Origin of the sequence: Ornithinimicrobium kibberense (assembly GCF_006519705.1) — a bacterium.
GTDB classification, from domain to species: domain Bacteria; phylum Actinomycetota; class Actinomycetes; order Actinomycetales; family Dermatophilaceae; genus Ornithinicoccus; species Ornithinicoccus kibberensis.
Genome location: NZ_VFXM01000010.1, coordinates 69,534 through 88,748, shown reverse-complemented (window position 1 = coordinate 88,748; position 19,215 = coordinate 69,534). Strand labels below are relative to the sequence as shown.

The following is a 19,215-nucleotide window of genomic DNA, read 5'->3' as shown; positions in this document are numbered from 1 at the left end:
CGCACATTCCGCCCCAGCGCGGCCACGCGTGGGGCGCAGTCCCCACCGGACCATCAGTCCTCCCCGGCGCCTGGTGCTGGGATCGGAAGATCGGCAGCGGGGCCGGCCCCCGACTTCGCATCGACGGAAGACATATCCCGGTTAAGGGAAGCGCAAGCCGTCTGCGCGGCGGACCTCCTGACCTGAGGACCGTCGGCGCGCCTGTGTACGGTGTCGACGAAACGCTCGAGGAGGGGCCAGTGCCGGCAGCCGTGACCTGGACGACCTACGGCCGTCCGGCGCTTGACTGCGTGACCGACGTCGTCGCAGCGCTCAAGCAGGACGACCCGCTCCATCCCGTCATCCTCGTCGTACCGAGCAACATCGCCGGCATCGTCGCCCGCCGGCACCTCGCCCACGGCTTCCACCCCGACCGCCCCGCCATCGCAGGCCTGTGGATCACCACACTCCCCCGGCTGGCTGAGCAGCTCGCCGCACCACGGCTCACCGGCACGGGCCGCCGACCAGCCACCCGCGCGTTCGTCGGCGCCACGGTCCGCGGGGTGCTGCTGGACGACCCGGGCGTCTTCGGCGAGGTGGCCGACCACCCGTCGACGGCGCGGGCCCTCGCCCGGGCCCACCACGACCTGCGCGACGTGGACGACTCGGCGTGCGACCTAGTCTCCGGGACCAGCAGCCTGTGCGCCGAGGTCGTGCGGGTCCACCGTGCAGCACGGGAACGGATCACCGACGGCCACTACGACGAGACCGACCTGCTCCACACGGCGGCCGCCACCCTCACGGCCGAACGTGCAGCCGAGCTCGGCAGCGTGGTGATCTACCTGCCCCAGGACCTCACCCACGCCGAGACCGCCCTGGCCGCGGGGCTCGCCGGGCTCGCCGACACCCACGTCGTCCCCGGGCACACCGGCGACCCTCGCGCCGACGCGGCCGTCACCGAGTCGGTCGCAGCCATCGCGCCCGACGTCCCACCCCCGCCGCTCCGCACCGCGCCCACCGTGCAGCGGGTCATGCACGCCTCCGACTCCGACGACGAGGTGCGCTGCGTCGTCCGGGACGTCGTGCAGACCCTGCGCACCGCTCCCGCCCACCGCGTCGCGGTCCTGTATGCCGCTCGCGACCCCTACGCGCGCCTGCTCCACGAGCACCTCGCCGCCGCCGGGATCGAGGTCAACGGCGCCGGGGTGCGCCCCGTCGCCGAGCGTGCGGTGGCCCGCCTGGTACTGGGCCTGCTGGAGACCGCACGCACCGGCTACTGCCGCGCTGACGTGCTCCGGGCCGTCGGCGAGCTCCCGGTCACCACGTTGGAAGATCCCGACCGCGCGACGACGACGCTCCCCCTCCCGCTCTGGGAGCGCATCACCCGGGAGGCTGGCGTCGTCGCCGGAGACGACTGGCACGAGCGCCTGGACTTCCACCGACGGTCCCTGGAGCAGCAGCTCGAGGACGACGACCTCCACGACAGCAGACGAGACCGGCTCACCCGGCACCGCGACGCGACCGCGTCCATGCTGCACTTCATGGCGACCCTGCGCCGGCGGCTCGCCGACCTGGACCGGGCGCCCGCCTGGACCGCGGCCGCCGAGGTGCTGCACGGCATACTCGAAGACCTCCTGCCGCCCTCCACCCACCGGCACCTGCCTCCCGCCGAGCAGCACGCCCTCGTGACGGTGCGCAGCGCACTGTCGCAGCTGCGCGCGCTCGACAGCACCCCGACCAGCCCCTCCCTCGCCGGCGTGGAGGAGATCCTGGGCCTCGAGCTCGACGGCGCGCTCCCCCGCGTCGGCACCTTCGGTCAGGGCGTGCTCGTCGCCCCCGTCGAACAGGCGGTCGGGCTCGACCTCGACGCCCTGTATGTCGTCGGTCTCACCGAGGACCTGTGCCCCGGCACGCTGCGGGAGGACTCCCTCCTGCCCGAACGCGCGCGGGAGGCCACCAATTGGACCCTCCGCAGCAGCCGACGCCGCGCCGACAGGACGCACCGGAGCCTGCTGGCCGCGTTCGACTCCGCGCCACACGTGACCGCCAGCTTCCCCCGCGGCGACCTGCGCCGGCACTCTCACCGCCTCCCCTCGCGCTGGCTGCTCCCCTCGCTGCGCACTCTCAGCGGCGACCCCGACCTCCCCGCCACCGAGTGGGAGCGCGGTGCCAGCAACGCGCGCGACACCATCGAAGGCTCCCCCTCGTTCGCCGGCAGCCTGCGCACGACTCCCCACCCCGCCACCGAGCAGGAGTGGCGGGTCCGGGCGCACCTGGCGGGCGTCGCCCCGCACGACCCGGTCGTGGCCGCGACCCAGGAGCTGGTCCGGGCTCGTCGCGGGGAGACGTTCAGCCGCTTCGACGGCAACCTCGCGGGCGTCACCGGGCTCCCCGACCACGGGGCGGGCACGACCGCGATCTCCCCCACCGCCCTGGAGAGCTACGCCACCTGCCCGCACGCCTACTTCCTGCAGCGGCTGCTCAAGGTCGAGCCGGTGGAGGCCCCCGAGGAGATCATCACCATCAGCGCCGCCGACCTCGGCTCCCTCGTCCACGAGGCCATGGACGGCCTGGTCGCCGAGGCCGCGGCGCAGGGGCAGCTGCCAGGTCACGGGCAGCCGTGGACCCCGGCCCAGCGGGCGCGGCTGCTCGAGCTCGGGGAGGAGCTCGGCGGGCGCTACGAGGCGGAGGGTCGCACCGGGCACCCCCGCCTGTGGGCCCGTCAGCGCCAGTGGCTCCGCACCGTCCTGGACCGGATGCTGACCGAGGACGACGCCTGGCGCGCGGAGCACGGCGCGGCGGTGGTCACCAGCGAGCTGAGGTTCGGGATGCACGGCGCGGAGCCCGTGCGCGTCACGCTGCCGGACGGCCGGGAGGTATTGCTAAGCGGGTCCGCCGACAAGGTGGACCGGCGCCGCGACGGGAGTCTGCTCGTGACGGACATCAAGACCGGCAGGAAGGGCTCGTTCAAGGGCATGGAGGACGACCCGGTGCTCGGTGGTAGCAAGCTCCAGCTCCCGGCCTACGCCCTGGCCGCCCGGGCGGCGCACGGGGACGGGCAGACCCCGGTCGAGGCTCTCTACTGGTTCGCCGGCAAGGACACCGGCCGGGTCCAGCTGCCGCTCACCGAGGCGGTCATGCACCGGTATGCCGAGACGCTCGCCCTGCTCGTCGACGGCATCGCCCGGGGCGCCTTCCCCCAACGGGCACCGAAGACGGCCGACTTCAGCTTCACGCAGTGCTCGGCGTGCAACCCGGACGGCCTCGGGCACGCCGACATCCGCGAGCGGTGGGAGCTGCTCCGCACCACGCCCGAGCTGCAGGACTACACCGGGCTGGTCGAGCCCGACGCCCTGGCCGCGCCGGCCGAGGGCGAGGAGGAGGACGGGGTATGACGCAGCTCACCGACGAGGCCGCCCGCCGGCGCATCCGGGAGCGGACCGACGAGACCCTCTTCGTCGAGGCGGGCGCCGGGTCGGGCAAGACGCGCTCCCTCGTGGAGCGGGTGTCCACGCTCGTGCTGCGCGACGGCATACCGATCGAGGCGGTGGCGGCGGTGACCTTCACCGAGCGCGCCGCGGCCGAGCTGCGCGACCGGCTGCGGGCCTCGTTCGAGCACGTCGCACGCACGGGAGACGACGAGCAGCGCACCCGGGCCGAGGCGGCGCTCGAGGGGCTCGACCTGGCCGCGATCGGCACCCTGCACTCCTTCGCCCAGCGGATCCTCTCTGAGCACCCGATCGAGGCCGGTGTGCCGCCCCTGGTCGAGGTGCTCGACGAGGTCGGCTCCTCCGTCGCGTTCGAGGCCCGGTGGGCGGAGCTGCGGGGGCTGCTGCTGGACGACGACGAGCTCGCGCCGACGCTCGAGCTGGCCCTGGCGGCCGGGGTGAAGGTCGACCAGGTGCGCGCGATCGTGGCCAAGCTCAACGCGGACTGGGACCTCGTGGAGACGCACGTCGTCGGAGCTCCGGCGCCGGAACCCGCGACGCTGCCCGACGTCGACCACCTCGTGGAGCGCGCGATGGAGCTCGCCGCCAACGCCGACACCTGTGCCGACCCGAACGACAAACTGCTCCCCGACCTGGCCGAGCTGGCCTCGTGGGCCCAGCGGCACCGCCAGATCGGGCCAGACCCGACGGAGGTGGTGGCATCGCTGACCGCCGTGAAGGACCTCAAGTTCCGCTACGGGGCCAACAAGGGGTGGGCCGGACGGCACAAGCAGCTCAAGACGGACTGCAAGACCTGGCAGACCGAGGTCGCCCAGGTGCTGGCCGAGCTCAAGGACCGCTGCCTGCGGGTCATCGTGCGCTGGTGCGGTGAGCGGGTGCTCGAGGCCGCCCACGCGCGCCGGCGGGAGGGTCGGCTGGAGTTCCACGACCTGCTGGTGCTCGCCCGAGACCTGCTCCAGCGCAACCCTGAGGTGCGGCAGACGCTGCAGCAGCGCTACCGGCGGCTGCTGCTCGACGAGTTCCAGGACACCGACCCGATCCAGGTCGAGATCGCGGTCCGCATCGCCGGCGGCGCGGCGGCCGGCCAGCCCGACTGGCGTGACGTGGAGGTGCCGGCCGGCTCCCTCTTTGTCGTGGGCGACCCCAAGCAGTCGATCTACCGCTTCCGCCGGGCCGACATCCGCATGTACCTCCAGGCGCGCGACACGCTGGGCGACCAGGTGTCGCTCACCACCAACTTCCGCAGCGGCGCACCGGTGCTGGAGTGGGTCAACGCCGTCTTCGCCGAGCTGATCACGGAGCAGCCCGACAGGCAGCCGGCCTACGAGGCGCTGGCACCGCACCGGTCCGCCCCGACGGTCGGTCCGGCGGTGGCCGTGCTCGGCTCGGAGGAGCACACCGACAAGCCGTCCGCCGACGAGGTGCGCCGCCGGGAGGCGACCGACGTCGCGGCCGCGATCCGGCGGGCCCTCGACGAGGGGTGGACCACCGAGGCGGAGACGGACGAGCGGGACGAGCACGGCCGGCGCCGTCGCGTCTGGCGACCGCTGCGGGAGGACGACATCGCGATCCTCGTGCCCGCCCGGACGTCGGTACCCTTCCTGGAGGAGGCGCTGGACGCGGCCGGCGTCGACTACCGCACCGAGTCGAGCTCGATCGTCTACCAGGCCCAGGAGATGCGCGACCTGTTCGCCGCGCTGCGCAGCATCGCCGACACCTCCGACGGCTTCTCCCTCGTCACGGCGCTGCGCTCCAGCCTGTTCGGCTGCGGCGACGACGACCTGTTCACCTTCAAGCGGGGCGGTGGCACGTTCCACCTGCTGGCGCCGTTGCCCGAGCACCTGAGCGAGCACCCCGTGGGGCGGGCGACGGCATACCTGCGGGGCCTTCACGACGAGGCGCGCTGGCTGACCCCGAGCGAGGTGCTCGCCCGGCTCGTGGTCGACCGCCGCATGCAGGAGGTGGCGGCGGACGGACCTCGCGCGCGGGACACCTGGCGACGGCTGCGGTATGTCGTGGACCAGGCCCGGGCGTGGTCGGAGACCGAGCACGGCGGCCTGCGCGCCTACCTGGCATGGGCTCAGGCGCAGGCGTCGGAGACCTCCCGCGCGGGCGAGGCGGTGCTGCCGGAGTCGGACGTCGACTCGGTGCGGATCATGACCGTGCACGCGGCCAAAGGTCTGCAGTTCCCCATGGTCGTGGTCTCGGGCCTGTCGTCGAAGCCGAACAACCGCGGCGGCGTCCAGCTGCTGTGGACCGACGACGGCTTCGCGATCTCACTCGGCAAGGACCTGACCACCGGTGACTTCGCCGACGCCCAGCCGGTGGACGAGCAGATGAGCGACCTGGAGAAGCGGCGCCTGCTCTACGTCGCGACGACCCGGGCGAAGGACCACCTGGTGGTCTCGATGCACCGGTCCGCGAATGGCGGCAACGGGACCCTGGCACACCTCTTGGCCGACGCAGGCGCCGTGAATGCCGGAGGGGCCGTCGGCCTAAAAGCTGTCGACGCCCCGGACCGCGGCACGTCAACCAGCTCGGCTACCCCGGTCCCGCCACCACCGGAGTGGGCGGCGTGGCGGGCGAGCCTTGATGAGGCGATCACCGCGTCTCGGCAACGCAGCGCGGTGAGCGCGTCCGGGCTGGAGGGCACGGACCCTGAGGTCGAGCTGACGGGGCTGCCCGTCGGAGCTGCTCACGAAGGGGCTGCCGAAAGCGTGTCGGTGGCGGCTGACGAGCAGGTCACCCGATCGAAGGCCAAGGGTGGCCGTGACGTAGAGCGACCTGCGTGGGTCAAGGGCCGCTACGGGTCGGTGATCGGCCGTGCGGTGCACGGGGTGATGCAGACGGTGGACCTCACCACTGGGCTGGGTCTGGACGACGCCGTTGAGGCGCAGTGCTGGGCCGAGGGCGTGGCGGACCACGCCGACGTCGTCCGGAACCTGGCCAGATCGTTCCTGCGATCGGATGTCGTGCGTCGTGCAGCCCAGCGCGAGCACTGGCGGGAGTCCTACGTCGGCACAGTGCAGGAGGACGGCACGGTGCTGGAAGGTTTCGTCGACCTGCTCTACCAGGAGGACGACGGGCGTCTGGTCGTCGTCGACTACAAGACGGACGACGTGCCCGAGGAGGGGTGGGTGGCGCGGGCCCGGTCTTACGCGCCGCAGTTGCGGGCATACGGTGAGATCGTCGGACGGGCCTGCGCGCACAGCGGGGTTCGGGCACTCATCGCAACGACGAGCGGGGATTTTGCCGTCCGGCAAGGCGAAGGTCCTCGATGACGACGTCTCTCCTCGAGCATTTCGGTGGAAAGCCCGGTGGGCCTGAGCGCGAAGATCGTCGCCGCACACTCGTGGTCACCGCCTAACCCTCCCGCGCCAGCAACCCTCACGACGAGGCCCAGCTGCTGCAGGCGGACCCTTCGCCGGACAGCATCGAAGACATCGGACCGAGCCGCGCGACAGGGGAACGTGGCACCCCGCCAGACCAGGTAGTTGAGCGCGGGCTCCATGGAGACGGCCGCGCCCGGAGAGACACCACTGGTGACCTCAGCGAAGTGGTAGGGGTCTTCGAGCGCGGCTAACCGCTGACCGGGCTGAGGTCGAGCCACTCCTGGACGAACTCCGTGAGCCACTCGATGTGCCGGGCGATCTGCGCGTGCCACCCCTGGCCGCCGGCAAACGCACCGCCGGCGCTAAGCGGGTTCCGCAGAGCGGAGGGCAGAACCGGCTTGTCCGGCAGGAGGTCCAGGCCTGCCTGCACCCGGGCCGCCTTGGTCTCCGGCTTGAGATCGAAGAGGGCGACGCATGGGAGGTAGACCATATCGACAGCGAGCAGGATGGACTCGGAGGAGGCGTCCCGGATCTGCATAGTGAGCGTGTCCATGCCCCCCGGTGCCGGGGTCGCGCTGCAACCGGTCGGGCAGGTCCGCCACACCTTTCGTCATCCACGCCGTCGGTCTCCCGGTGATGGCGAGGACTCCCCCGTAGGCCGGCGGAGAGCACCAGCCACGCTGCCGACTCGAGGTCGGGAGGAGGCGTCCCGGATCTGCACGGTGAGCTTGTCCATGCCCCCCGGGTGCCGGGGTCGCGCTGCAACCGGTCGGGCAGGTCCGCCACACTATTCGTCGTCCACGCCGTCGGCCTCCCGGTGATGGCGAGGACTCCCCCGTAGGCCGGCGGAGAGCACCACCCACGCTGCCGACACGAGGTCGGGCGCTGAGCCTCTCCCGCGGTCGACCCGCGCCGCTGCCAGTTTGTCGCCCCTCCAGTCCGCGAGCACCCTGGCCTCGGGCTCCGGAAGGGTCATCTGGTCGACGTCTAATTTGAACAGAGTCCACGCGAGCCCCTGCGCCTCTGTCAACGGTCAGGTAGAAGTCCCCGGTTTTGGCCAGGTGGAAGTCCCCACCCTCTGCGGGGGTGATCAGGGGGTGGGTAGCTCACCTCCTCGACGTTGACGGGCTTGGCGCATGCGGTAGGACTGGCCGTTGGTGACGACGGTGGTGGCGTGGTGAAGGAGCCGGTCGAGCATGGACACGGCGGTGGTGTGCTCGGGCAGGAACCGTCCCCAGTCCTCGAAGGAGTGGTGGGAGGCGACCCCGAGGGAGCGGCGTTCGTAGGCGGCGGCGACGAACCGGAAGAGCAGCTGGGCGCCGGTGTCGTCCAGCGGGGCGAAGCCGATCTCATCGACCAGCACGAGGTCGTTGCGCAGCAGGGTCTCGATGGTCTTGCCGACGGTGTTGTCGGCCAGGCCTCGGTAGAGCGTCTCGACGAGGTCGGCCGCGGTGAGGTACCAGACCCGGTGCCCGGCCAGGACGGCCGCGTGACCCAGGGCGATGAGGGTGTGGGACTTGCCCGTGCCGGCGGGGCCGATGAGGGCGACGTTCTCCTTGGCCCCGATCCACTCCAGGGAGGTCAGGTACGCCCAGGTCGGGGTCGGGATGGAGGAGGCGGCCAGGTCGAACTCCTGAACCGTCTTCAGGACGGGGAAGGTCGCGGCCTTGAGGCGTGCTCGTTCGTTGGAGGCGTCCCGGGCGGCGATCTCAGCCTCGACGAGGGCGCGCAGCACCTCCTCGGGTGCCCACCGTTGGGTCTTGGCCGTCACCAGCAGTTCGGGTGCGAGCTGTCGCATCGCGGCCAGCTTGAGCCGGCGCAGCCCCGCGGTCAGGTCCGCATCCAGCACCGGCGCGGTCGGGGCGCTCACGAGGACACCGCCTGCGTGGCCGGGGCGTACTCGGCCAGCGACCGCCCGGGTGCCGAGGGCAGATCGATGACCAGGGCCTGTCCGGCCGGGCGCGGGGTGGGCAGGCCGGTGCCGGCGGCCAGGATCGAGCGGACGTCGGCCGCGCGCCACCGCCCGAACACGGTCGCCCGTTCCAGGGCGGCGACCATCGCGGGCTGTCCGTGGGCGGCGGTCAGGGTGTTCAGCTCGGCCAGCTCGGGACCCAGGCGGGTGTGCCCGGCCCCGGCAGCACCGGCGATGAACGCCTCCGCGGCCGGGCCGAGCGCGCAGAACGCGACCTCGGCCGCGGACCGGGGTCGGATCGCCCGCACCGGGACCGACGGGCGGGCACTCCCGTAGTGCTCATCGAGCACCGAGGCCTCACCGGGCGGGGTGAGGGGGTGCTCGGCGTGGACCTCACCGGTGCCGACGTCCAGGATCAGCACCCGCGTGCCCTCGACGAGAACGCCCACCGTGGTGCCGATCAGCGCGGTGGGCACCGAGTAGCGGTCCGAACCGAGGCGAATCGTGGACAGCTTGTCGACCTTGCGCCTCACCGGTGCCGGCCCGATGAGCGGGCGCAACGACGGCAGCGGCGTGAGCAGGTCCACCTCGCTGGCCAACCGTTCGTCCGGGACGGCGGCGACCTCTGAGTGCACGGCGGCGTTGACCTGCGCGCACCAGTCGGCCGCGCGCTGGTTCGCGGCGCCGAGGTCGGCCAGGACCCGGGCCGCGCCGGCGGCCAGGTCGCCACCGGGTCCGGCGTGCTCGAGCAGCAGCGGCCGCAGGAGGTCGTCCTTGCCGTAGCGGACCAGGTTCTCCACGACGCCCTTGGAGGCGGGGTCGGCCGCCTCGCAGAAGTCGGGCCGGAACCGGTAGTGCGTAGCGAACCGGACGTAGTCCGGGGTGGGCACGACCCGGTTGGCGACCACCACCCCTCAGGCACCCCATCCCGTCAGCGAGCACGACCTTGGGTGTGCCGCCGAGGACCTCGAAGCACTCGGCCAGCATGCCCATCGTCGTCGTCGCCTTCTCATCAGCGGCAAAGCGGACGAACCGGAACCGCGACCACGCCAGCACCGCGGCGAAGACGTGCACGCCGGCGATCACGCCCCAGTCGATGACCAGGTGCTCACCCGGGGACCACGACACCGGCCGATGCCGGCGTCCGTGCTCACTGCGATACCGTTTCTTCTCATCGGCCACGAGGCGGCGGAAGTTGCGCGGTGAGCCGGTGTACCCGGCCGCCCGGGCCCTTGGCAGCAGCCGCTTGGCGCTGATCCGACCCTTGGAGGTGTCGATACAGGTAGCGACGAGGTCGCGCACGACCTCGTAGTTCGCCGGCCGCGGCGCCCGCTCCGGACGGGCCCCATCGGTGGCGTGGCGCTGCACGACGTTCTTGACGGTCTTGTGCGTGGTGCCGCAGATGGCCGCGGCGCCACGGTAGGTCCCCACCAAGTTGTAGGCGGTGATGATGTCCAACTCTTCCCTCATTCTCTTCAATGGAGCTCCCTGGGCGGTGCGGTGACTGGCTTCGACACCGCCACCGTTCACCGTCCAGGGGCTCAGCTCATGGACGACACGAGCAGAGGGTGGGGACTTCTACTTGGCCACCAACGGGGACCTCACACGGCCACCAGCGGGGACTTTGCCACGGCCATGGACAGCCTCCACGTCCGGATGGGCAGCCTGCCCTGGGCGCGGCTCAGCACCTCGTCGCACAGGTCGAGCAGCTGCTCGTATCAGTCGACCGGTGCCGCGGCATGGTTGTCGCCCCCCAACCACCTGGAGCCACCGTTCGACGGGCGTGGGCCGGTAGGGCCGGTAGCTTCCGCGTCGTACGTCATCAATAGCAGGGCGCCGAAGGCCGTGACGTTGCCCAGGCTTACCTCCATCGCCCGACGGATCCGGGTCTCGAACTCGGCGACACCTGCCGCCGCCAAGTCTCCGTCCAGAGGACCCAGACGGCGTCCGCGAAGTAGTCGGCACCGCCTCAGCCCGCGCTGCAGGCGGGAGACCGACATCCAGTGGATGAGGTTGCTGCCCTTGAGGGCCCCCGAACAGGGACTCACGCCATGTGTCGTCACCAGAGAGAAATTACGCCCTCGAAGCCGCAACTCACTATCCATCGCCCGCTTGTGGGAATGCTCATCGGCTGCCAGATCCAAGTGCTCAGCGACGAGCGTTCCCCATCGAATGAAGTCGTCCCACTGTGCGTCGCTAATGACGTCCGATCATTCCTGACATTGCGCGATTTCCCTCTCCGACACGGTAGCGTCCAGCACCCGCCCGCGCGCATCGTCTCTTCAGACGCCCCCGGCAGACTGGACGCGAGCGACCCGTTGCAATGCCCGCAGATTGATTCAAATCTTCCAATCTCCGGGCACTGAGACGCGGTAATCCGACACGCCGATCGCTTCGAAGTGCTTGCTCGCTGCCTTGATCTTAGCGTTCTCGGTCGGGCGCCGCTTGACCTCGTCCTCGGTGCTCTTGGTCTCGCGAATCATGTAAATTCGATCTTCGTCCTCCTCGTGTTTGATGATCGCCCAGTCAGGGTTGTACGGGCCGACGGGAGTGTCGATCTTAAACTTGGCCGGCAGCTTCATGAAGAGCTTAATGTCCTCGCGACTGTCGAGCAGTTCTGCGAACTGGCGCTCCGGCTCCGACTCGTAGACGACGTAGTCGAAGTCTGACTTCTCCGGGTTCTGGAGCTTGTACATCTGGTCCAGGAAGCGGTCCTTCTCTTCCTGTCCGTCCTTCTGCAACTCACGCAGTTCGTAGACGTAGCCACCGACGCGCTCGTATTGGATGCCTTCGATGACGATCTCCGCCAGCACGGCTTGCAGACGTCCCTTGACCATCTGGATAAAGTCGTTCGGGTTGGCGATGAACTCGCTCAGACGTCCGCTGTCGAGCAGGATGTCGATGATCGTCTTACGGGTGAGCGACGTGGCTTCCTGCAGTTGCGTAATGATGTCCGGAAGATCGTAGGCGCCCTTGAGCGACACAGATCGTTGCCCCGTCTCGGCGGCCTTGGTGCCTCCACGCAGAATCTTGACGCCCGCTCGGGTTACCTTGATCCGGAGCGGCTGGATGGTCGCCGCGTCCTTGATCGCCTTGACGGCGGACGCGATCAGGCGGGTGCGTTCGACGGTCACGCGGTACGTCGTGCGCCGAGAGATCGCGCGCCAGAATTCTTCGAACTCCGGGCTCGCGAACAGCTCCTTATTGAGCTTGCGCGCCTTGCGCTTCGACTGGGGCTTGACGTAGCGCTCGATACTGGAGCGGCCGATGTACTCGATGATGATGTCTTCGTACGACCAGTAGAAGTCCGGGATGTGCTTCGTGAGGTCGAAGCCGAGCTGGTTGGGCTGGTAGGCGTCGGTGATCTTGCCGTCCTTAATCAGACCGGAAGACTCCAACGCCTGATAGAGGCTGGTCGAGCGCTCATAGCCGAAGAACTCGCGCCCATCTGACTCTATGTGTTCCTCGATAAGTGGGATCTTGGAGAACTCCTGCGGACGCACACGCCCAATCTCGACGCCTGACTTCTCGTATTCGGTCTGGAGCGACTTGGCGAACGCCTGGTAGGACTCATTTGCGACAACGGTGAGCTGGGCGATGCTGCGATCCCCCACCCGTTCGAACCCGTCGGGAGTCTTGGTGACCGGCAGGCGAAGCCCACGACCGATGGTCTGGCGGCGCTCGACCTCGGCCCCCATCTCGCGCAACGTGCAGATTTGGAAGACATTGGGGTTGTCCCAACCTTCTCGCAGCGCTGAGTGGCTGAAGATGAAGCAAACCGGTTCAGACTGATCGAGCAGCCGTGCCTTGTCCCGCATGATCAGGTCGTAGGCATCATCGTCGGCCTTGGTTGTCCCAGCAGTGTCCTGGAACGTGTCGGCCGCACCGCGCTTGCCCTTGAGAACCGAGAAATAACCGCGGCGTAGGTCCGCTGGCTCGTCGGCGAACAGTGCCTGCCACTGCTGCGACTTGGCGCGCTCCTCGTGAAACAACTCATCGAACCACTGGACGAACTGGCCGTTGGCGTCGTGGTTGTTCACGCCTTCGCCGAGGAAGTTCTCGACCTTGTCGATGAAGAAAAGGCTGAGCACCTTAATGTTCTTTGAGGTCAGCTTCGCCTGCTTGCGGAAGTGCTCCTTGATGGTCTCGCGGATCATCTCGCGGTAGATCGCGTCGGAATTGCCGCCTATCTCCTCGCCCTGCTGGAGCAGGCCATGCTTGTTGAGCTCGATGTATTTCGGCTCGATGGACAGTTCGGTGATCCACCAGCCCTCGTAGGCGGGGTTGCTGGTGAGATTGGACAGCTCCTGGTCTTGCTTGGCCTTCACAACTCTGCGCGTGAGAGAGCCATCGGCAGAGCGGACGGCGAGTTCGAGCTTGGCCTCCCACGGGTCCCGCCTGACTTCGACGACCTTGATGTATGGCGCAGCATCCGAGCCCTCTTGCGCTACCTCGGCTACCACGATCTGCTTGACCAATCCGTGATCGTGAGCATCGACCGGATCTAGCCGGTAGACGACGTTGCGCTGCTTGCGGTGCGTGGCCGAGAATCGCAGAGTGGCGGTGGGGTCGAGCTCTCCTATGGAGGACTGCGAAAGGTGGGACTCCATGTTCTGCGGCTCGTCCATGATGATGATTGGCCGAGTGGCCTTGAGGTAGTCGATGGGCCGCAGTCCGTTCAGCCTGTCTCGAGTCTGATGGATGATGCGCGAGTTGGCATCCCCTCGAATCGAGTCGATCGTCATGACCATGATCTGCACGTTCGTGCTGGTCGCGAAGCCCTGCACCTCCTCGGCGGACTTGCCCGAATAGACCGAGAAGTCGAAAGGCTGCGCCGGGTAGAGCTCACGGAAGTGCTGGTGCATGTCCTTGATGCTGGTGATCACGCCTTCCTTGATCGCGACGCTCGGCACAAGGATGACGAACTTGGTGAAGCCGTACGCCTTGGCGAGCTCGAAGACGGTGCGCAGGTAGACGTAAGTCTTCCCGGTCCCTGTTTCCATCTCGACATCGAAATCGAGAGAGTTGCCTGCGAGCGCCTGGACAACCTCCAGCCCGTTCCTGTCCTGAACGGCCTGCAGGTTTTGCAGGACGGTCGAGTGGTCAAGCACGAGGTTGTTACCCACTGCACCGACCTCTTGGGTGAGGTCCAAATCGAGCGCCGTCTGGTTAGCCTGGCCGTCGACGTGTGCCGCGCCCCGCAGTCGGGCAACCAGCTCCTCGGCGTCCTTGGGCTGCCCATCGAAAAGCTGCACCAGCGCCTCAATCGCTTCGAGCTGGTACTGCTGCTTGGGGTCAAATTTAAACTCCATCAAGCCGTCCAGAGCTCCACGCCCTTGCTCTTACAGAGCTGGGACAGATTGGTCTTCAGTTCGTCGTCGCCCTGGAAGGCGTCTTCGAGGATCACGAAGCGCGCGGGCTCCTCGTCCACGATCGAGCGGAGCTGGTCATGGGTCGGCTTGGTGCGCTCGTCGAGGTAGGCCAGCAGGAGCCCGTCGCCGACCGAACGCAGTACCAGCCCGTCGACTTCCAACTCAGACCAGTCCTCTGTGAGCGAGTAGCCCTGCTTTAGAAGCAGCTCGGTCAAGAGGGCATCATGGGTGACGTCATCGGCGGCGCTGTCGCGGAGACTCAGAAGGTGCTCCGTCAGCGAGTCTACGTCGGTGTCGCTAGCAACGCGCCATTTCGAGAAACTCGTATCGGAGAGCACGAACGCGCGGAAACCGAGGTCTTGGACGCCGCCCGGAACACCCAAGAATTCAAGTTGCTCGGCAAACGAGTCCCCAGCTTTTACGATCCGAGCCCGAGCCACCTCACAGATTGTCTTGTAGCCCAGCGCTTCAGCGTCCGAACCTTCCGTCACTGGTTCCGGCAACTGAATGGAAATAGTGCGTCGCTGGCCACCGTCCGAACGGTTGAGTGCCATTACCGCGTGAGCAATCGCCGCCGAACCCGCGAACAAATCAAGGACAATCCCGTCGCGTCCCGCGCCGAGCTGTATGAAGTCTTGAAGAAGCCCTAGAGGCTTCGGGTTATCGAACACCTTCTTTCCGTCAAAAAGTTGCTTAATGGCGGCGGTTCCGCTCCCGCTGCTGTACTCCGGCTTGTAAAACGTCGACTTTGGCTTGGACGTCGGGATGTCACCCAGCGTCGGGCGCTGCTTCTTGTACAGGGTGAAGCTAGACCCCGAGGGCACGACTATGACGTCGTACAAATCGTTTAGGAACTTCTCTCTGCTCCATCGCCAGGACATCTCCGCACCATCTGTGATGGGAAGGAGTTCGGTCCAACCGGCTTGCTCGGTCAGCGAAACCTCTAGGGCAGGGCTGACGTAGATCGGAAAGAACAGGTTCGGACGCTTGGCCCGCGGCGCGTTCGTGCCTGTTGCCTTGAGGCTGGCGCCTCGCTTGAATGGGCCCCGCTCGTCAGTATCCCACCTCTCCAGCCCCTCATCATCGACGGGGAACTGATCCAAGACCAAGTGGTTCACGCTTCTGGCGTAAACAAGCGTGTACTCATGAGTCCCTGCAAAACCAAACTGATCGTTATTACCCTTCAGGTTCATGATCGTGGGGAGTTCCGCAACGAAATTAGACTCTCCAAAAACCTCGTTGCAGACCTTCTTTAGGTTGTCCTGTTCATTATCGTCGATCGATATGAACACGACGCCATCAAGAGTGAGCAGGTTGCGTGCCAACTTGAGCCGGGGGTACATCATGTTGAGCCAATTGGAGTGATAACGACCCTCGGACTCCGAGTTGGTACTGACCTTCTTTCCTTCCTTGTTGACCTGCTTGGTCCACTCGAGGTAGGTGTCTAGCCCCTCTTTGTAGTTGTCGGGGTAGATGAAATCCTTGCCGGTGTTGTACGGCGGATCGATGTAGATCATCTTTATCTTGCCGTGGTAGTGCTTCTGCAAAATCTTGAGCACTTCGAGGTTATCGCCCTCGATGAAGACGTTCTTGGTAGTGTCCCAGTCCTTGCTGTTTTTCCTATCGGGTCGCAGCGTCGCGGAAGTCGGCTCCTGGGCGGCCCGAAGCGCCCGTTTCTTTCCCGGCCAGAACAAGCCGAACCGCTCGCTGCTGTCGGCCACATCCGCGCCCAGCAGTTCTTGGAGCTTCACCACGTCGACCCTGCCGTCGCTGATGGCCTCGGGCACCAGTTCCTCCAACTGCCGTGCCAGGTCAGTCTGGAAGTTGGGCGTAGTGCCAGGGATTTCTTTGATGTCCTCGGTGGTCATGCGGTCACTTTCCATCGGATGCAGAACAGGTCTTCGGTCTCGCGTTTGCCCCGGAGAGACTGCTCGATCAGATCGAGGTACTTGTCGATCTCCTCGCGGAGCTTGATGCGCTCAACGCGCGCACGATCGTCTTCGTCTTCGGCCTTCTGCGCCCAGCGGCGGGCTTCCTTCTTGTGTCGAAGCTGCTCCATCGGGTCGTCCGTCTGTCGTGCCGCCTTGCGGCTCTCCTTCTCCTTCTGGCGGTACTCACGAATCAACCCTTCGGACTCGGCCTTGCGGTCGAGTGTGTTCCGGTAGAGCAGCTCCTCCTGCTGGTCGTAGTAGCGAGCGTTGCGAGACTGGACTTCCTTCTCGAACGTCTCACGCTGAACGTCGAGGTACGTGGCGAACACCGACTCGTCTATCGTCTCAATCGGGTCCGACACTGTCGTGCAGGCCAGGTCCATCAGGTCGGCGACGTACTCGTGGTCGAGCCACTTTCCGTCGTCGGTAAGCATCCCGGAGAGCGCGTAGGACTCCGAGATGTCCTCAGTGCCGGCCTTGATTCGGAAGGTGACGACCTTGCTCACCAGTCGCCCGCTCTTGCCTTCCAGCGCCTTCATCGCGGTGGGCACGCGCTCAGACTGGCCCAGACTGAAGGTCAGCTCGCGCGGTGGCGTGTCAGCGGACTGCGAGGACTGTACAACGTACTCGGCCAGCGGGCTGGAGTAGCGGTACTGGTGGGCGTGCTCCTGTGGCTGGGACTTAAAGAAGTACCGGCCCGGGGTGGCCTCAGGTATCGGGGCGGTGTGCAGCTCGAAGAGCCGTCCGTCACCCTCGAAGGTCGCGTGCCCGACGAGCTGGTGCTTGGTGACAGCCAGGAGGAGGCGCTCGAACTTGTTGAGCACCTCCCCGCTCTGGGTGTCATAGGACTTCAGACGGTCCTGGACGTTCGGGTCAAGGTTGTCGAACACCTTCGCCTTGGCACTGGCCATCTCCATGGAGATTTCGCCCTCGAACTGCTTCTCCAGTTCGTTGAAGGCGAACTCGATGTCGTCGGCGGTCTTGCAGCGGTTGAGGATGTCGCTGATGGTCTTCTCGAAGTCGAGGCCGTCCTCGATCGATCCGAGTACCTCGTCGCTGGCACCGAAGACGCCCTTGAAGAGATGGAACTTGTCTTCGAGGAGTTCGAGGATGCGTTGCTCAGCGAGGTTGCCCTTATTAGAGAAGTTCACGACGACGACGTTGTGCTGCTGGCCGAAACGGTGAGCGCGACCGATGCGCTGCTCCACGCGCTGCGGGTTCCACGGCAGGTCGTAGTTGACCACCATCGAGCAGAACTGGAGGTTTATGCCCTCCGAGGCTGCCTCGGTGGCGATCATGATCGTGCCCTCGTCGCGGAAGTAGTCCACGAGAGCTTTCCGCCGGTCAGCGGCAAGCACACCAGTGATGACGTCGCTGCCCTTGTTGCGCTCCAACCACTTCTGGTAGATCTTGGTGGCCTGGGGCGAGTCGTTGTTGCCGTTGAACAGCAACAGACCATCTCCTCGCCCTGCTTCGGTGAGCGACCTGGCGATGTACTCCTGCGTGACGGTGGAGTCGGTGAAGATGATCGCCTTCTCGGGTGCACCGAGTTCGCACAAGCGCTCGAAGCCGAGATCCACGGCATGGTTGAGCTGCACGGCCTTTTCGTTGACGGTGATGGATCGGGCGAGCGCGGCGTACTCGCGCAGTTCGCGGACCTCGTCCCTCATCGGTTCGATGTCGCGCGGATCGATGGCGGTGAAACCCGCCCTCGGGGCTTCGTCGACCTCCTCCTCCTCATCGGTGAGGTCGGCATCGACGATGAATGCGCCCGAGTTGGTCCACTGCTTGCCTTCAGCGATCTCCCGTTCCAGCCGGTCGGCGATCTTCTCCAGCGTGCTGGCGATGGCGTAGGTCGAGGAGCCCAGCCGCTTGCGGATGATCAGGGCGCTCAGGTGACGGGTGGACTTGGAGAAGGCGTAGACCTCGTCGCGCTGCAGATAGTCGTTAACCAGCTCATAGAGCCGCTGCTCGTCGGGTGACGGCTCGAAGCCAACCGTGAGCGGGAGACGTTCAGTGAAGCGGATGTACTTATCGGCGTCTCGGCGCAGGGTGCGCTTGGTGATCTGCGCGACGCGGTCGCCCAGGTCGTCGAATGCGGCCGGTTCCCGATTCTTGACGTACCGCTCACGGAAAGCGTCCAGAGAGTAGAAGTACTCCGAGTCAAATACCGAGACGAGCCCGTACAGCTCCTCGAGCTTGTTCTGCAGCGGGGTCGCGGTGAGCAACACCGTCTTGCGCGCGTCCTCAACGATGTGGGCGACGGCGTTGGCGACCTTGGCCTTGCCGTTCCAGTAGTTGCGCAGGCGGTGGGCCTCGTCGGCGACCACCAGATCCCATGCCTTGATCAAGGACGGTTCGTGGCGTTGGGCGAACTCGTAGGAGCAGATCAGCACCTCGGGGCTGTGGCCGGCTCCGAGGAGGCGCTCCTTGTTCTTGGCGTCGAGCAGCGAACTGGGGATCAAGAACTTCTCGTAGAGTTCCTGCTGCCACTGCTGGCGAAGACTGGACGGGGCGACGATCAGGATGTTGCGTCTGCGCTCGGCCCAGTACTGGGTGATGACAATGCCCGCCTCAATAGTCTTCCCGAGGCCGACCTCGTCAGCGAGGATGACGCCCTTCAGGAACGGAGTCTGCAGCGCAAAAAGGGCTGCATCGATCTGGTGCGGCTTGGGTTCGACCTGCGCGTCGAACAGGAGGCCGGCCAGCTTTCCGACATGGTCGCTCGCGTAGCTGCGTTGCAGCTCGTAGGCGAGATATTTTGCTTGATGCGGCGAAAGGGTCTGCGCCTCACCCTGCGCCTCGCGCGAGGCAGGTTCGTTGCCGAGGTGGCGTTGAGCCACCGCCTCCGCGCCATCGCGGGTACGGCTTGCCTTCACGCTGACCGTCATCCTCCTCCACGCCGTCGGTGCCTTGACGGCCCCCTGGACTGGTCATGGTCACTATAAGACAGTATCGAGAGATACCCGCGTAGGCGTCATCGCCTACGGCAACGGCGACATCGATATCTTCCGAGTTCTAGATCCGGTTCACCACCAACTGCACCGAGCGGAGGAGCCTTCCCACGTTCGTCACACCTCGTGGTCGGGCTCAAGCAGTGAAGCGAGGCGAAGCGGTTCGAGGACAGCGACCTCCTCGTGCGGATGGACGGTTACGGCAACCACCCCGTGCTGCACCCGCTGGAGCAGGTGCGGGCTAGTGCCACTACCTCACCGATGTCGTCGTCACGCTGGCCGAGGA

7 protein-coding genes and 1 pseudogene are annotated in these 19,215 nt (G+C 66.9%); 2 read left to right on the top strand and 6 right to left on the bottom strand.

Going from position 1 to position 19,215, the window contains the following annotated elements; all coding sequences use genetic code 11:
• Positions 1 to 239 precede the first annotated feature (239 nt).
• Together FJR00_RS09940 and FJR00_RS09935 are read left to right on the top strand one after the other, a co-directional pair.
• Complete coding sequence (locus FJR00_RS09940; RefSeq protein WP_202876637.1) at positions 240 to 3,374, top strand: PD-(D/E)XK nuclease family protein; 3,135 nt, start codon at positions 240 to 242, stop codon at positions 3,372 to 3,374.
• The gene (locus FJR00_RS09935; protein WP_141338584.1) at positions 3,371 to 6,709 is read left to right on the top strand and encodes a UvrD-helicase domain-containing protein; all 3,339 of its coding nucleotides are present in this window, start codon (positions 3,371 to 3,373) and stop codon (positions 6,707 to 6,709) included. The genes FJR00_RS09940 and FJR00_RS09935 overlap by 4 nt, the downstream gene beginning before the upstream one ends.
• A gap of 298 nt (positions 6,710 to 7,007) precedes the next feature.
• Here FJR00_RS09935 and FJR00_RS09930 read toward each other — a convergent pair whose 3' ends face one another.
• From FJR00_RS09930 to FJR00_RS09905, 6 genes and pseudogenes are all read right to left on the bottom strand, one after another.
• The gene (locus FJR00_RS09930) at positions 7,008 to 7,313 is read right to left on the bottom strand and encodes a hypothetical protein (protein ID WP_141338583.1); all 306 of its coding nucleotides are present in this window, start codon (positions 7,311 to 7,313) and stop codon (positions 7,008 to 7,010) included.
• 537 nt (positions 7,314 to 7,850) lie between these two features.
• A complete protein-coding gene (istB, locus tag FJR00_RS09925) occupies positions 7,851 to 8,630 on the bottom strand; it encodes an IS21-like element helper ATPase IstB (RefSeq protein WP_238330424.1) in 780 nt (259 codons plus the stop codon).
• Positions 8,627 to 10,151 (bottom strand): annotated as a pseudogene (gene istA, locus FJR00_RS09920) (IS21 family transposase). The gene istB and the pseudogene istA overlap by 4 nt, the downstream one beginning before the upstream one ends.
• Positions 10,152 to 11,011: 860 nt before the next feature.
• Positions 11,012 to 13,984, bottom strand: a complete 2,973-nt coding sequence (locus FJR00_RS09915; protein WP_141338582.1) for a restriction endonuclease — start codon at positions 13,982 to 13,984, stop codon at positions 11,012 to 11,014.
• Entirely contained in the window at positions 13,984 to 15,912 is a 1,929-nt protein-coding gene (locus tag FJR00_RS09910) for a site-specific DNA-methyltransferase (RefSeq protein ID WP_141338581.1), read from the bottom strand. The genes FJR00_RS09915 and FJR00_RS09910 overlap by 1 nt, the downstream gene beginning before the upstream one ends.
• Positions 15,909 to 18,866: an SNF2-related protein gene (locus FJR00_RS09905; RefSeq protein WP_141338580.1), complete on the bottom strand. Its 2,958-nt coding sequence runs from the start codon at positions 18,864 to 18,866 to the stop codon at positions 15,909 to 15,911. Before FJR00_RS09905 ends, FJR00_RS09910 begins: the two co-directional genes overlap by 4 nt.
• Between the last annotated feature and the right edge of the window lie 349 nt (positions 18,867 to 19,215).